Here is a 13,844-nt window from a genome sequence, read left to right as displayed (position 1 = left end):
AATCAATATAAGCTAAAAGGCTTAAAATCAAAATGTAAAGATTTTGGAGTGTTTAGCTTGAAAGGTTTTAACTCTTTTTTAGGAGCAACAATTAAAGCATAACCGCCTTTATTGTATCTATCCCAAATGCTAAAAATTGACTTTTAGAGCTTATGTATTCTCCATGGCTTGGATCAAGCGCTTGTAAATAATTCCCCTTGTGATTAATAATTACCACAAAATGTGGGAAGCGTGGGTCATCTTCAATTTTTACAAGCATTGGAATATTTACAAGCTTGTCTAAGCTTTCTCTATTGATTTGATAGGAATTGCTTTCATAACCTAGCTTTTTAACTGTATCGTTTAAATCGCAAAGCTTACCATATCCGTATAAAGCTTTTGTCCGCTCATAGTTTGTAAAAGTTTAAGCTCATCAAACTTTTTATCATCAAGTATATTGATTAAAGTTGCCAAAGATGAAGCCCCGCAAGATTGCTCGTAAGTTTGTTTTATTACTCTTTCGTTTTTAATTTCTTGATAAGACTTGATTACCCATTCTGCTTTTGCACTCAAAGCAAGAATGGATAAGAATAATAAAATTTTTAGAATTTTCTCCATAAGCTTATCCCAAATATACTATCAGGCGAAGCAGAACCCCCCTCCCACCTCCAAAAAAACTAGCATTAACAGAAACTGCGGTATCTGAATTAATGCTATAAGTAGAACCTAGACTTAAAGTTGGAATAGAACGCACTTCAGAATTTTGATAGCCATTGATTTTTTGCTCGGTTTGAAATCTTTGCTCTGCTCCTAAATCCAAAGTAATCTTAGGACTTAGTATGATAGATAAATCCCCACCCACATAAATACTATTTCCATACTCTATTTTAAGGGTTTTAAATTTTCTTGATTGATTATAACCAAAACCGGTATAAATGCTATATACAACAGGGTCACTATATCCCCTTAAACTAGCTTGTAAGCTTTGTGATTTTAGATAAAAGTTTTTGGTTTGATTGATTGCTTTTTCTCTTTGAGCGACTGCAGTTTGAAAGGTAATTTGTGGAATTAAATCTGCAATGCTATCTCCTGTATAAATAAAACCTAGCCAAAGATTATCAAATCCTATACGATTTTTATTTTCAAAATCCCCCCCCCCGTAAGAAAATTCCTATATTCTTGTCTTGCATAACTTCCGCCCCCTGACACAAGTATATCGAACTTGGGTGTTAGGGTATAAATGAAAGTTTGAGTTAAAAACACTTGCTTTGTATCATTCCAAATTTTAGGATCTCCACCTACAATGATGTTAGGATAAAGTGTATAAGAATTTGCATTTCCTGTACTAAGCAAAGAAAAGCTTGTGATACTTCTTAAGCCTATTTGCTTTTTAAATAAACTGTCTATACTTAGTTCATCACTAGCAAAAACACAACTAAGTAAAACCATAAAAGTTAAGAAAATCTTTTTCATTGTTACCTTTCTAAATATTTTTAGATTTTTTCCATTAAAACAATAAATGTTTCAAATAACAAATTGATTTTAATATGTAATAAGTGATAATTCTCAAGGGGTTAAAGCTCTTAATTTAGATGAAATGAAACAAGTTAAGGGTGGGTATAGAGTTAGTTTTAAGCTAGTTGCAAATGATGAGCTTTTAGCTTTTGCCAAAACTACACCGAGTGAAATAGGATACTATGCAGATAACAATGGCGATACATATTATTGGGATAGCCAGGGATTAAGGCAATTTGGTGGAATGTGTGGTATAGAAGTCACAAATTGTATGGTAAATAATAAACATACATATGCTAACCAAAAAAGACTTTGGGAAACTATGAGCATAGTGGGCGATGATCCATACCACTATTATCTTGGTTATACAGTAAAAAGAAATATAGGTGTATCAAATTTAGGACAAAGATTTGTATATTTTTCCTATGGCATAGCTGTTATTAATGAGCAATTAGGTTCTTGGTATAGGGTGAATTCAAGTGCTGTTTTAAATAATTACCAAGTTATTAAAGAAATTAGTTCCAAATATAAAAATGATATGGAAATGGCTCTTAGTGGTAATTATTCGAGATATAGGAATAAGCCATGATAAATAGTATAAATTCAAATTTAAACTATAACTATAATACTTCAAAATTTAAGCAAGATAAAAATATTGACTTTAAAATAAACAAGCATGGAGTAGCTGTTGTAACAGGAGAAGGTGCTTTGCCTTATCGTGGAAAAAATTTGAGTATAATCCTAAAATATTCAGACTTGATGAAAATATTAGCAAAAAAGATATGCAAGAATTTAATAACTTTATGAAGTCAAATGCTTTAAAAGATCCAAATAAAATAGAAAAGTCTTCACTTAAAAATCTTGGTAAAGATGATAATTGGGATATAAAAGATGAAGATATTAAATTGATGAACTTTTCTTCTTACTCTCAAATGTTTAATCTTGGATCTGATATTACTATAAAAGCATCTAATTTTAGGAATGAATTTAATAAACTTTTACAAGAAGATTTAACCCTAGAAGAATGTAAAACTAAATATCTTGACTTCAAACAAAGACACGATGAGTTTGTAAAAGAATTTGAAATGACTATGGGCGATAAAATGCTACTTGCTAATAATAATGATATTAGTATGCAAGAAGACAAAGAAAAACCCTTTAAACCTATACAAGCAGAAAGTAAAAACAAAGAAACTTACAAAGATGATAATATAAGAAATGATCTTGTAAAAAACTATTAGAAGGTAAATTTAGTACAAGCGATGAGTTGAAAATTCTTTTTGGTGTTAAAATAGATGTAAAGATTTAAATAATAACGAATTTATTAAAATCTTTTTATAATTAAGTGTGCATAATATATAAAAGTGTGAATTTGAAAGTTTAGAAATTTAAAAAAATCTAATTTAATGCAGTTTGCAAAAGAAAATTATTTAAAAATTACATAAAAGATTATTATAAAAATTTAGCTAGAATGGAATTTATTTTAACTAAAGGTTATAAAATGAATGAAAAAATAATCCAAGATTTAGAAAAATTTGCTAACATGCCAAACCTAAAAAATGCTATAACTTTTTTTGGTTCTGCAAGATTAAAAGAAGACAATGAGTATTGTATTTTGGCTTCAAAATTAGCTCAAAAGTTAGCTGATGAGGGTTATAGCATCATCAGTGGTGGTGGCGGTGGTATTATGCAAGCTGCTAATCATGGCGCTATGCAAAGTCAAACTTCCCACTTAAAATCTTTTGGATTTAATATACATTTACCATTTGAGCAAAAAGCAAATGACTTTTTAGAGTATAATATCACTTTTAAGAGCTTAGCCATTCGCAAAATGGCTCTTATCCAAAAGAGTCTAGCTTTTGTGATTTTCCCAGGCGGCTTTGGAACATTAGATGAATTTTTTGAAATTCTTACTCTTAAGCAACTTAGTTTTAAAAAAGATGTTCCTATTATTTTAGTTGGGCAAAAATTTTGGCAACCTCTTGATGAATTTATCAAAACTTCTTTACTAGAACTTGGAACTATATCTAAAAATGATGAGTTAAAGTATAGTATAAGTGATGATTTAGATGAAATTATAAGAATGATAAAGGAAAAAGATGAAAATTCTTGTTGCAATGAGTGGGGGTGTAGATAGCACTGTAACTGCTTATAAGTTAAAGCAAGCAGGACATGAGATTATAGGTTGTTATATGAAGCTTCATGGAAAAGCTAATTATCATGAAGAAAATATACAAAAAGTTGAAAAAGTTGCTAAATTTTTAGACATCAAATATCATATTTTAGACTTACAAGAAGATTTTAAAAATCAAGTTTATATGCCTTTTGTTAATACCTACAAAGAAGGAAAGACGCCAAATCCTTGTGCTTTGTGTAATCGCTTTATTAAGCTTGGCAAGCTTTTAGAATTTGCTAAGAGTTTGGGTTGTGAGAAATTAGCCACAGGTCATTATGCAAGGATAGAAAATGGTTTGATTAAAATTGCAGTTGATGAGAGTAAGGATCAAAGCTATTTTTTAGCAAATGCAGAGAAAGAGGCTTTGGAATATTTGATTTTCCCTCTTGGAGAGATGAGAAAAGAAGATGTGAAAAAATTTGCTTCTACAATTGATGTTTTAAAATCTTTTGCAACACAAAAGGAAAGTTCTGAAATTTGTTTTGTGGAAGATACTTATGTGCAAGTTTTAGATCAGTTTATGGATACTAAAATTCCAGGTATTGTAAGAGATAGTAGTGGTAAAGAAGTAGGAAAACACGAAGGTTATATGCACTATACCATAGGTAAAAGAAGAGGTTTTGAGGTACGCGGGGCTCATGAGCCACATTTTGTGTTAAAAATTGATCCTAAAAAAAATGAAATCATAGTAGGTAAAAAAGAAGAACTTAAGATAAGTGAATTTAATCTTGATAATATTAATTTATTTGTTGATGCTAAAGAGCTAGATTGTGAAGTAAAAATACGCTATAGATCAAGATCGACCCCATGTAAAGTTTTGATTAATGAAGATAAAAGTGCAAAAATCATTTTACAAGAGCCTGTTTATGGGCTTGCTAGCGGACAAATGGCGGTATTTTACGATAAAGATTTGGTTCTTGCAAGCGGATTTATTAAATAAAAAAGCTAAAGGGTTGCACCCTTTATACTAACTTTTTTTAAAAATTAAAATTATTTTATTGTAATAAAAAATAAGAAAATTGCGGTTGAGGTTTTTCTAAGATAGATTAAGCAAATCTTGTCTTAGAAAAATTATATTGCATTTGATAAGTTGATCTTATTCAGTCATATCAACAATTGCTCCACGATCTTCACATCTTTCTTGTTTTACCTATTTTCGGTATGTTTATAGTTACTTTAGACTGTGTTTTTAAAGCTAAAATATCTCCATAATGCTTATATCAAACCATAAAAGATCAAATTTAAGTAAAATTCCATAAATTACTGCACTAAATAATCCTGCGAAAATTCCTGCTAAAACATCATCTAGCATTACGCCTAAACCACCTTTAGTTTTTTTGTCAATTTTACCTATGATAGAAGGTTTTGTGATATCAAAAAATCTAAATAAAACAAAAGAAAGCAAAAAAGTAAAAACACTCTGTCCGCAAATTGCCAAGGCTAAAAATACCCCAACAACTTCATCTATTACAATATGCTTATCATCGTGTATGCCTGTTTGTTTTTCATATTGATCGATGATTTTTATAGAGATTAAAAAAAGTAAAATTGCAAGCAAGATTAAAGTTCCTATACCCAAATACCTTAAAATAAAAAAAGCAGGGATTAGCGCTGCTATTGTACCAAAGGTTCCTGGAGCTTTATTAACACTACCTGAATAAAAAAAAGTTAAAAATAATTTTTGCATGATTACACCATATATGACATTTGATGAAGTTTTATAAGTTGCTCATAAAATTCTTTATCGCTTCGATACTCTAAAATACCATGTGTAGGGAAAAGATTACTATAGATATTTTGTTTATTATGAAAGCGATTTGGGAAAAGCTCAGATAAAATCAAAGCTGAAATTTCTCTTCTTATAAAAACTGCTGGTGGAATGATACCAAGTCTAAGTAAATTTTTTAAAGAATCACCATGGTATTTCATATGATGATGAGCTCCATGGGGACATGATTTGGTACTTACTACCATTTTACATTCATCACAAAATACAAATTCAGGAAGTATGGTAACTTCTATATTATAATCTTTTGCAAAATCATCAAGCACGGTAAAGGTTCTGTTTTGATTAAAATACATTCCAAGTCCTGCATGATTTTGTCCTACAAAAAGTTTATTGCAATCAAAACTTTTAGCCAAAGCGCACTCAAGCACAGGGTTTAAATGCGAGGCAAAAATTTTGATATTATGTAAAGGTATGAGTAAAACCCTAGAAGATGGTAAGTAATTTTGCGCAAAAACATCAAAACAACGCTTTTTGAGTTTTAAGCTCAATCCGTTGTTTTCATAGGATTCTATAAGGAAAATAATCACTAAATCAGATTGTTCTATAGCCCATCTTAAAATTCTCTCATGTGCTCTATGAAAAGGATCAAAACTTGAAACAATGGCTGTGATATTAGAAGGATTTAATCTTTTTTTGATTTTTTCAAAATCTTCTTTAATGGCTTTGATATTATTGTGATAAATTTCAAATTCACCACTTATACAAATTTTTCCAAAATCTTGGATCAAGCAAGCATTAGGTCTAAAAATATCATTGCTATTTTTATCATTTTCAAATTTGCTTTCTAAAATGATATGTCCTATGGGTTTATCATTGCAAATAAAGTCTATTTTATCGCCAACTTTTGCATTTTCTAAAGCAGTATTATTTTCTTTTGTACTTGCAGGTGCAAAGGTAAGAGTATAAGGAATTTTTTGTTTATGTATCATTCCTGTGGCTATAACTTCATCTCTTTCTTTTTGATTCATTAATTTTGTAAAAGAACCAAAAACTCCTTCTTTGATAAAACATAAAACTTCGTATTCTTCTTCTGAGATTGTAATACTATTTTTTCTTTGTAATGCCATATTTTTTCCTTTTTTCCCATAAAGATTTTCTAGAAATTCCTAATTTTTTTGACAAATCTGTATCAGGAAAGACATTTTGATAACTAATGATAATATGTTTAACATAATTATCAATAGTTAAAATTCCATTACTTTCGAAGTTTTTCTCATCCTCACCCAGTTCTAAAATTTGAAAATCACTATGTTCAACATTTGTACTTGTATGTATAATAACAGCTTTTTTTAAAGCAAGGTTTAACACTTTTTCTTTGTCTGATGATTTTAGAGTTTGGAAATTTACAAGATAGTATAAACAATTATCTTTAAAGATTTTATCTAAATTTTGTTGATGTGAAAGATCTATGTAAATATTTGCGACATTATGCTCATTGGTATAGTTAAATACAAAATGATCTGCAAAATTTTGATTATTAGTTTTTAAAATCAAAGGCAATTTGAATTTTTTATAATCAAAAGTTGGTAATTTAGCTGTCTCAAATTTATGTTTTAAATAAGACTGATAAGTATGATTTAAAATATTTATTTTCTTAAATTCTTGAAAATGTTTGATTTTTCGCGTTAATTCTTCTATCATAAAAGGCTTTTGTATATAATCACTCGCACCGGCTTTTAGTGGCGCTAAAACTGTATCTGAGCTTATATAAGATATGAGTAAAATAATAATTTTATGCTTAAAAATTTCTACAATATGTTCAAAATTAGCCATACTAGTAGAAAGCAAAATGATTTCATAATCATGATGAGCAAGCTCATTAACATTTGCAATAATATCACAATCATAACCTATAGAATTAAGTTTTGAACCTATGCTTTGAGCTAAATAAAATTCATTTTCTACTATTAAAACTTTCATAATTTCATCCAATCAAAATATTTTAAATTCGCACTTACTAAAACAGCAATTCCTTCTTTTCTTCCTACAAAACCTAAATGCTCTGTGGTGGTGGCTTTGATATTGATTTTATTTGGTGTTACTTTTAATATTTTGGCTATATTAAAAGCAATATCTTCTTTAAAATCTTTCATCTTGGGCGTTTGTGCAATGATTGTAATATCAGCATTCACAAGCTCAAATCCATAATTTTGCACCAAAGTATAAGCATTTTGCAATAAAAGCATAGAATCTGCGTTTTTATATTGTATATCATTATCTGGAAAAAGTTCTCCAATATCTCCAAGTCCTGCTGCACCTAAAAGCGCATCAATTAGTGCATGAGCTAGCACATCTCCATCAGAATGAGCTTTCAAGCCCATATTTTCATGTACTTTTACTCCGCCTAAAAGTAAGGCTCTTTGCTCTCCAAATTCATGCACATCAAAACCATTTCCATTAAAAATTTCCCAAGATGGTTTTGGTAAATTTAAGCTTTTTAAATCTTCTTTAAAGGTAATTTTTTTAGCTAACTCATCACCTTGTACATACCAAATCTTACCACCAATAGCTTGTATTGCTGTGCTATCATCGGTAAAATTTGCATTTTGCTCTAAAGCTTTTTTGAGCATACTTGTGCGCGAAAGTTGAGGGGTTTGTATGAGTTTTATTTTATCTCTGTCGATAACTTCTTGAGCATAAATTGCTGTATCGCTTACTTTTAAAACAGGTGTAATACAATCTGCTTTATCGTAATTTTCTATAATATTATTAAAAAGGTTTTTAGAAATCAAAACCCTTGCGACATCGCTAACTAAAACATATTCACTTTGTACTAAATTTAAAGCATTAAGTAATGATTGTGCTCTTGTATTACCGCCTTTAACAAAATGATACTCAGGTGCAAATCTTTTCATATAAGAAATATTACCAGAAGTAACAATTACTTGTTTAAAAGGGTAAAAAGAACTTAAATTTTTAGTTGCATAAAGCCATAATGGATGTTCACCTAGTCTTAAAAACTGCTTTTTTACTGGAGCATTAAATCTTGATGACTCCCCTGCTGATAGCATAATCAAGGAAATATCTAACATTTGTTACACCTTAATTTTTTATTAATGTTACGATATTATACACCATAAAAGCCAAAATTTATATTTAAGTTAGTAGAATTAATCATTTTAAACAACAAGGAGAAAAATTGAAGGAAAAAATCGAAGAAAGACTAAAACAAGTTATATATCCGGGATTTAAAAAAGATATAGTAAGTTTTGGTTTTGTAAAAAAGATTGATTTGAATGAAAAACAAGCTCATATTGTAGTCGAAATTGTTTCGGCTAATGCTCAAATTGCACAAGAACTTAGACTAAACATTGCAAATGTTTTAAAAGATTTAAATTTAGAGCTTAATTTAGAAATCATACAGCCAAAAATTCCTGAAGAAAAAAGCAATTCAAGAAGTGGTAAAAATATCGCTCCGCAAATTAAAAATTTTCTTATGATTTCAAGTGGAAAAGGTGGGGTAGGTAAAAGTACTACAACTTTAAATTTAGCGATTTCTTTGGCTAAAATGGGTAAAAGGGTAGGGCTTTTGGACGCAGATATTTATGGGCCAAATATACCAAGAATGCTAGGTGAGAGTAAAAGCAAACCTGAAATTGTAGGTCAAAAAATTCGTCCTATTTTATCTCATGGGGTTTATATGATGAGTATGGGTGTGTTGATAGAAGAAGGTAAGGGTTTAATGTGGCGTGGCTCTATGATCATGAAAGCGATTGAACAACTTTTAGCTGATGTGCTTTGGCCTGAACTTGATGTATTATTGCTTGATATGCCTCCAGGAACAGGTGATGCACAAATTACCCTAGCTCAAAGCGTGCCAGTGAGTGCAGGTGTGTGTGTAAGTACTCCTCAAGTAGTGTCTTTAGATGATAGCAAAAGAGCGCTAGATATGTTTGAAAAATTGCACATTCCTGTTGCAGGTATTATAGAAAATATGAGTGGCTTTTTATGTCCTGATAATGGTAAAGAATATGATATCTTTGGTAAAGGCACCACAGAAGAAATGGCAAAAGCTTATAAGTGTGAAGTTTTAGCTCAAATTCCTATCGAAATGAGTGTAAGAGAAGGTGGAGATAGCGGTAAGCCTGTAAGTTTTTATATGCCTGAGAGTGTAAGTTCAAAAAGATATTTACAAGCTGCTGAAAAAATCTGGGAATTTATAGAAAAGGTTAATCAAGAAGGTAAAGTAGATAATTCAGCTATTCAACCTATAATGAATGGCAAAAGCGCGTGCTCGCAATAAGGAGGAAAATATGCCAATAGAAAGTAAAGAAGAATTTTTAAATTTAATCAAGCAAATCGAACAAAGGATTAATTATAAAAAGCCTAAAGCTTTTGCTATAGCAAGACTTGATCTAAGTCAAGTTGATCCTAGTAAAAAACTTCAAGCTAATTTTGGTGTGATTAATTTTGAGCAAAATTATGCCGCTGCAGCTGTTATGTTTGAAGCTTTTTTTAGAAGAGGGGTTGATGTTGATTTTAATGAAAGTGAGTTTGTGGCTACTTTGATTAAAGAAGATTTGGATTTTGCACTTGAATGCTTTGCGCCATTTTTACAAGAGCAAGGTCATAAAAATATAGAAGCAATCAAAGCAGCAAAGGAAAATTTTAGAGAAAATGCTTTTTCTTTTGTTTGTATTTTTGAAGATGAAGCACCAAAAAGCTTAGAAAGTGTGTATTTAAAACTTTATTTGCTTTCAAATAAAAAAGTACCTTTAAGAAGCTTAAATTTAACAGGTGCTTTTGGGATTTTACCAAATGTTGCATGGAGTGATAATAAGCCTATTGATTTGGACTTTTTAAGAGAAAATGAGATTGATTTAAAAATGAGTGGAAGGTATCCAAGGATTGATTATGTAGATAAATTTCCAAGATTTTTAGCTCATGTTATTCCTGAGGATAATACTAGAATTTTAGAAAGTTCTAAAGTAAGAATGGGGGCGGTTTTAGCTGCAGGTACTACTATCATGCCAGGGGCTGCTTATGTGAATTTTAATGCAGGTACAACTGGAGCTTGTATGGTAGAAGGGCGTATTAGTTCTTCAGCTGTTGTGGGTGAAGGTAGCGATGTAGGAGGCGGTGCTTCTATACTTGGTGTTTTAAGTGGTACAAGTGGTAATGCTATTAGCATTGGTAAAGCTTGTCTTTTGGGTGCAAATTCGGTTACGGGAATTCCTTTAGGGGATAATTGTATCGTTGATGCAGGCATTGCTGTTTTAGAAGGGACTAAATTTGCTTTAAAAAATAAAGAAGAACTTCAAAAAATCAATCCTGATTTTAAATTTGACAAAGATATATACAAAGGTTTAGAATTAGCAGGGCTAAATGGCTTGCATTTTAGACAAGACTCTCAAAGTGGAGTGATGATAGCAGCTTTAAATAAAAAAGCTGTAAAACTTAATGAAGATCTACATTAAATTCTTAGCCCTTATGGGTTAAGAATTTTAAAACTCATGTTGTAGATTTTAAATTAAACTATAGATATTGTAAAAATGATTTTTAGTATTTAGCTTTTTTAGTGAAAATTCCTACATAAAAGCTTGGGCTGAATACTTATCTAAATAATATTTTGTGATGATCATTTTTCAATGATATATTTTTGTTTAAAAATACATTGAGTTGCTATAAACTATAATTATTAAATAGTACTTAAGCGAACTTGGAATTTTATAAGAGTAGTTTCTCTTGGGAAGTTAAATTTGTTTTTTGACTTAAAGCAATAAAGCTTTGCAAGTCAAAAAACATTATAAATTCTTACATAGAGCAAGTATTTTGGATAGTTGAATTAAGCATCCAAAGAACTTTTTCATATTTTGCGATATTTTCTTGAGCAAATGCTGCAGTTGTAGTATCGCTTGCTTTTTCAGCTTCTTCATTTAATTTTTTAAATTCAGCTAAAAGATATTTATAATCTTCTCTAATAAATTCTAAAACTTCTACAGGAGTAAAGCAATCTTTACCATTTTCTAGTTTTGGGCTTTTTGCATTTTCCATTAAAACTTTTTGGCAAGTAATAGCTTTTTCTCCAAGTTGTAAAACTCTTTCGGCGCAATCATCAAAAAGTTCTGCCATTTCTTCATAAGCTTTTTCTGTATATTCATGAATTGAAAAAAACTGTAAACCTTTTACATTCCAATGATAATTATGAAATTTAACCCATAAATGATGAGCATCTGCTTGTAATTGTAATAATTGTTTTGTTACTGACATGTTATCTCCTTTTTTTATTTTTAAAATTATAACATAAAATTCTTAAATAATAATAATTATTATCTAATAAATTTTAATGTTAATAATTATTATATTTTCATTATACTCTTTTTTTACAATAAAGCAAATTTATTTACTTAATATATTTTTGAGTATTAATTTTCCTACCTCTACGCCAGGTTGATCATAAGTGTTAATTCCAAGCATAATGCCACATGCAGAAGTAAATAACTCATAATAATACATCAAATACCCACAGTGATAAGCATCTAATTTCTCAAGTTCTATTACATCAACACTTAAATTTTCAGCAATTAATGCATGCATGGTTGCATCGCATTGCGCGTTTAAAAGATTATGTAAATTAACTTCATTAGTAAAATCACAATTTTGTAAATGATTAAAGCTTATATTCGGGATACTAGGAGATTTTTGACTATCTTTGATTTTTAAAAAAGTAACAGTTTTATCTTTGGGTCCATCCATGATAAGTTGTAAAAAGCTATGCTGATCTCTAGCACCAATTAAAGCAATAGGAGTTAAACCTATGCGTTTAAAGCCTTGTTTTTTACCTAGACTTTCAGCAATTAGTTGAATATACCATTCATTAAAACCTTTAAAAGCATCTCCATAAGAAAAAAGCACATTAATATGTGCACTTTTATGTGTGCAGTAATGATAAGCCTTTTGCAAAATTTGATCACATTTTTTCTCAAAAAAATCCACATAACAAGCTTTTGCACCTTCTAATAAGGCTTTAGTATCATAGCCACAAAAGCTCAAAGGAACAATACCAATAGCAGATAAAACACTAAATCTACCACCGACATTTTTAGGTATAAAAAAGCATTTTATGTTTAATTCTTCTCCTAGTTTGTGAAGTTTTGACTCAAAATCAGTAATAAACACAAAATTTTTGTGTAAATTTTCATTTTTAAAATCAAAATGAGCAATGATGAGTTTAAATAAAGAAATCACTTCTATAGTTGTACCTGATTTGCTTGCTATGATGAAAAGTGTTTTTTTTGGATTTATTTTTTGCATAGTTTGGGTAAAAGTATGTGAGGAAGTATTATCTATGATGAAAAGTTTTTTTTCTTCTACTTGATCAAATAAAAGCTCTTTTAAAGCTTTAACCCCACAACTTGATCCACCCATGCCCACTAAAACGATATTTTCTATATGAGTTTTAGTTGCGATAAATTCTTTACTTTCTTTGATTAAATCAAAGCTTGTATCTACTAAGTGATAATACCCTATATCGCCACTTTCTAACTCATCATTCATTCTATTTGCATAAGCGGTAATTTTTTTAAAATCTTGGGTTTTAAAAAATAAAGTATTATTTAGCATTTTTACTTTTCTCATAAAAATAATTTGTCGCCTCAACAAAGCCTTCTACGCTTCCACAATCAAACCTTTTTCCTTTAAATTTATAAGCTAAAACCATATTATTAGTTGCTTGTGAAAGTAATGCATCAGTTAGTTGAATTTCTCCGTTTTTACCTGCTTTAGTATTTTCTAAAATACCAAAAATATCAGGCGTTAGAATGTATCTTCCTATGATAGCTAAGTTGCTTGGAGCATCTTTTGGATCAGGTTTTTCTACCATAGAATTTACCATGATCAAATCCTCTTCCACAGCATTTCCTGCTATAACCCCATAGTTTGAAACTTGATCAGCTTCAACTTCCATCACAGCTATAACAGAGCAGCGGTATTTTTCATAAATTTTTACCATTTGAGCTAAGACATTTATCCCATCTTCATTTACACATAAATCATCTGCTAAAATAACTCCAAAAGCTTCATCTTGCACTAAAGGCTTTGCTTTTAAAACCGCATCTCCTAAGCCTTTCATTTCATTTTGTCTTGTAAAAGTAAAAGTGCAGCGATCTATGAGTGTTCTTATTTCACTTAAAAGATATTCTTTTTTAGTACCTGCGATTTGGTGTTCAAGTTCATAAGAAATATCAAAATAATCCTCCAAAGCCCTTTTTCCACGCCCTGTAACAAAGCCCATGGTTTCCATACCAGCTTCTAAAGCCTCATCCACACCATAATGAATTAAAGGCTTAGTTAGTATAGGTAGCATTTCTTTAGGTAGGGTTTTTGTAGCAGGTAAAAATCTAGTACCATAACCTGCTGCAGGAAAAATACAAGTTTGAAGCATAG

Annotated in this window: 12 protein-coding genes and 3 pseudogenes; 6 read left to right on the top strand and 9 right to left on the bottom strand. The window is 30.0% G+C overall.

What is annotated here, in order from left to right:
* Positions 1-2: 2 nt before the first annotated feature.
* Together L8W57_RS02230 and L8W57_RS02225 are read right to left on the bottom strand one after the other, a co-directional pair.
* Positions 3-597 (bottom strand): annotated as a pseudogene (locus L8W57_RS02230) (C39 family peptidase).
* A pseudogene (locus tag L8W57_RS02225) lies at positions 582-1,452 on the bottom strand (hypothetical protein). Before L8W57_RS02225 ends, L8W57_RS02230 begins: the two co-directional pseudogenes overlap by 16 nt.
* A 124-nt stretch (positions 1,453-1,576) precedes the next feature.
* On the opposite strand from L8W57_RS02225, the gene L8W57_RS02220 reads away from it, so the two are divergent.
* From L8W57_RS02220 to mnmA, 4 genes and pseudogenes are all read left to right on the top strand, one after another.
* Positions 1,577-2,083: a hypothetical protein gene (locus L8W57_RS02220; protein ID WP_263661918.1), complete on the top strand. Its 507-nt coding sequence runs from the start codon at positions 1,577-1,579 to the stop codon at positions 2,081-2,083.
* A pseudogene (locus L8W57_RS02215) lies at positions 2,080-2,803 on the top strand (hypothetical protein). The gene L8W57_RS02220 and the pseudogene L8W57_RS02215 overlap by 4 nt, the downstream one beginning before the upstream one ends.
* Before the next feature lie 192 nt (positions 2,804-2,995).
* Positions 2,996-3,631, top strand: a complete 636-nt coding sequence (locus L8W57_RS02210) for a TIGR00730 family Rossman fold protein (protein ID WP_133319622.1) — start codon at positions 2,996-2,998, stop codon at positions 3,629-3,631.
* Positions 3,594-4,610 carry a tRNA 2-thiouridine(34) synthase MnmA gene (mnmA, locus tag L8W57_RS02205; protein WP_133319621.1) on the top strand — a complete coding sequence of 339 codons (1,017 nt, stop codon included), beginning with the start codon at positions 3,594-3,596 and terminating at the stop codon, positions 4,608-4,610. The genes L8W57_RS02210 and mnmA overlap by 38 nt, the downstream gene beginning before the upstream one ends.
* Positions 4,611-4,865: 255 nt before the next feature.
* Here mnmA and L8W57_RS02200 read toward each other — a convergent pair whose 3' ends face one another.
* The 4 genes from L8W57_RS02200 to L8W57_RS02185 are packed head-to-tail and all read right to left on the bottom strand — an operon-like array spanning position 4,866 to position 8,491.
* Entirely contained in the window at positions 4,866-5,357 is a 492-nt protein-coding gene (locus tag L8W57_RS02200) for a phosphatidylglycerophosphatase A (protein ID WP_133319620.1), read from the bottom strand.
* A 2-nt stretch (positions 5,358-5,359) separates the two neighbouring features.
* Positions 5,360-6,526: a sulfate adenylyltransferase gene (locus L8W57_RS02195; RefSeq protein ID WP_133319619.1), complete on the bottom strand. Its 1,167-nt coding sequence runs from the start codon at positions 6,524-6,526 to the stop codon at positions 5,360-5,362.
* Positions 6,504-7,379, bottom strand: coding sequence for a response regulator transcription factor (locus L8W57_RS02190; protein ID WP_133319618.1), 876 nt, complete (start codon positions 7,377-7,379; stop codon positions 6,504-6,506). The genes L8W57_RS02195 and L8W57_RS02190 overlap by 23 nt, the downstream gene beginning before the upstream one ends.
* Complete coding sequence (locus tag L8W57_RS02185; protein ID WP_133319617.1) at positions 7,376-8,491, bottom strand: bifunctional 2-C-methyl-D-erythritol 4-phosphate cytidylyltransferase/2-C-methyl-D-erythritol 2,4-cyclodiphosphate synthase; 1,116 nt, start codon at positions 8,489-8,491, stop codon at positions 7,376-7,378. Before L8W57_RS02185 ends, L8W57_RS02190 begins: the two co-directional genes overlap by 4 nt.
* Positions 8,492-8,598: 107 nt before the next feature.
* Here L8W57_RS02185 and L8W57_RS02180 point away from each other — a divergent pair, with 107 nt between their 5' ends.
* Both L8W57_RS02180 and L8W57_RS02175 read left to right on the top strand, forming a co-directional pair.
* A complete protein-coding gene (locus tag L8W57_RS02180; RefSeq protein ID WP_133319616.1) occupies positions 8,599-9,702 on the top strand; it encodes an Mrp/NBP35 family ATP-binding protein in 1,104 nt (367 codons plus the stop codon).
* 10 nt (positions 9,703-9,712) lie between these two features.
* Entirely contained in the window at positions 9,713-10,876 is a 1,164-nt protein-coding gene (locus L8W57_RS02175; protein ID WP_114640023.1) for a tetrahydrodipicolinate N-succinyltransferase N-terminal domain-containing protein, read from the top strand.
* 337 nt (positions 10,877-11,213) lie between these two features.
* Here the strand turns inward: L8W57_RS02175 and L8W57_RS02170 are convergent, their stop codons facing one another.
* The 3 genes from L8W57_RS02170 to galU all read right to left on the bottom strand — a co-directional run bounded on the left by L8W57_RS02170 (position 11,214) and on the right by galU (position 13,842).
* A complete protein-coding gene (locus tag L8W57_RS02170; RefSeq protein WP_133319614.1) occupies positions 11,214-11,669 on the bottom strand; it encodes a Dps family protein in 456 nt (151 codons plus the stop codon).
* Between the two features lie 129 nt (positions 11,670-11,798).
* The gene (locus tag L8W57_RS02165) at positions 11,799-13,022 is read right to left on the bottom strand and encodes a glucose-6-phosphate isomerase (RefSeq protein WP_133319690.1); all 1,224 of its coding nucleotides are present in this window, start codon (positions 13,020-13,022) and stop codon (positions 11,799-11,801) included.
* Positions 13,012-13,842 carry a UTP--glucose-1-phosphate uridylyltransferase GalU gene (gene galU / locus L8W57_RS02160; RefSeq protein ID WP_133319613.1) on the bottom strand — a complete coding sequence of 277 codons (831 nt, stop codon included), beginning with the start codon at positions 13,840-13,842 and terminating at the stop codon, positions 13,012-13,014. The genes L8W57_RS02165 and galU overlap by 11 nt, the downstream gene beginning before the upstream one ends.
* Positions 13,843-13,844: the final 2 nt, after the last annotated feature.

Origin of the sequence: Campylobacter sp. IFREMER_LSEM_CL1890 (genome assembly GCF_025772045.1) — a bacterium.
Taxonomy (GTDB): domain Bacteria; phylum Campylobacterota; class Campylobacteria; order Campylobacterales; family Campylobacteraceae; genus Campylobacter_D; species Campylobacter_D lari_D.
This window is presented reverse-complemented; position numbering and strand designations above follow the sequence as displayed.

Coding starts and splice junctions, on each gene's coding strand:
- L8W57_RS02220 (WP_263661918.1), top strand. CDS start 1,577: ATGAAACAAGTTAAGGGTGGGTATAGAGTTAGTTTTAAGCTAGTTGCA.
- L8W57_RS02210 (WP_133319622.1), top strand. CDS start 2,996: ATGAATGAAAAAATAATCCAAGATTTAGAAAAATTTGCTAACATGCCA.
- mnmA (WP_133319621.1), top strand. CDS start 3,594: ATGAAAATTCTTGTTGCAATGAGTGGGGGTGTAGATAGCACTGTAACT.
- L8W57_RS02200 (WP_133319620.1), bottom strand. CDS start 5,357: ATGCAAAAATTATTTTTAACTTTTTTTTATTCAGGTAGTGTTAATAAA.
- L8W57_RS02195 (WP_133319619.1), bottom strand. CDS start 6,526: ATGGCATTACAAAGAAAAAATAGTATTACAATCTCAGAAGAAGAATAC.
- L8W57_RS02190 (WP_133319618.1), bottom strand. CDS start 7,379: ATGAAAGTTTTAATAGTAGAAAATGAATTTTATTTAGCTCAAAGCATA.
- L8W57_RS02185 (WP_133319617.1), bottom strand. CDS start 8,491: ATGTTAGATATTTCCTTGATTATGCTATCAGCAGGGGAGTCATCAAGA.
- L8W57_RS02175 (WP_114640023.1), top strand. CDS start 9,713: ATGCCAATAGAAAGTAAAGAAGAATTTTTAAATTTAATCAAGCAAATC.
- L8W57_RS02170 (WP_133319614.1), bottom strand. CDS start 11,669: ATGTCAGTAACAAAACAATTATTACAATTACAAGCAGATGCTCATCAT.
- L8W57_RS02165 (WP_133319690.1), bottom strand. CDS start 13,022: ATGCTAAATAATACTTTATTTTTTAAAACCCAAGATTTTAAAAAAATT.
- galU (WP_133319613.1), bottom strand. CDS start 13,842: ATGCTTCAAACTTGTATTTTTCCTGCAGCAGGTTATGGTACTAGATTT.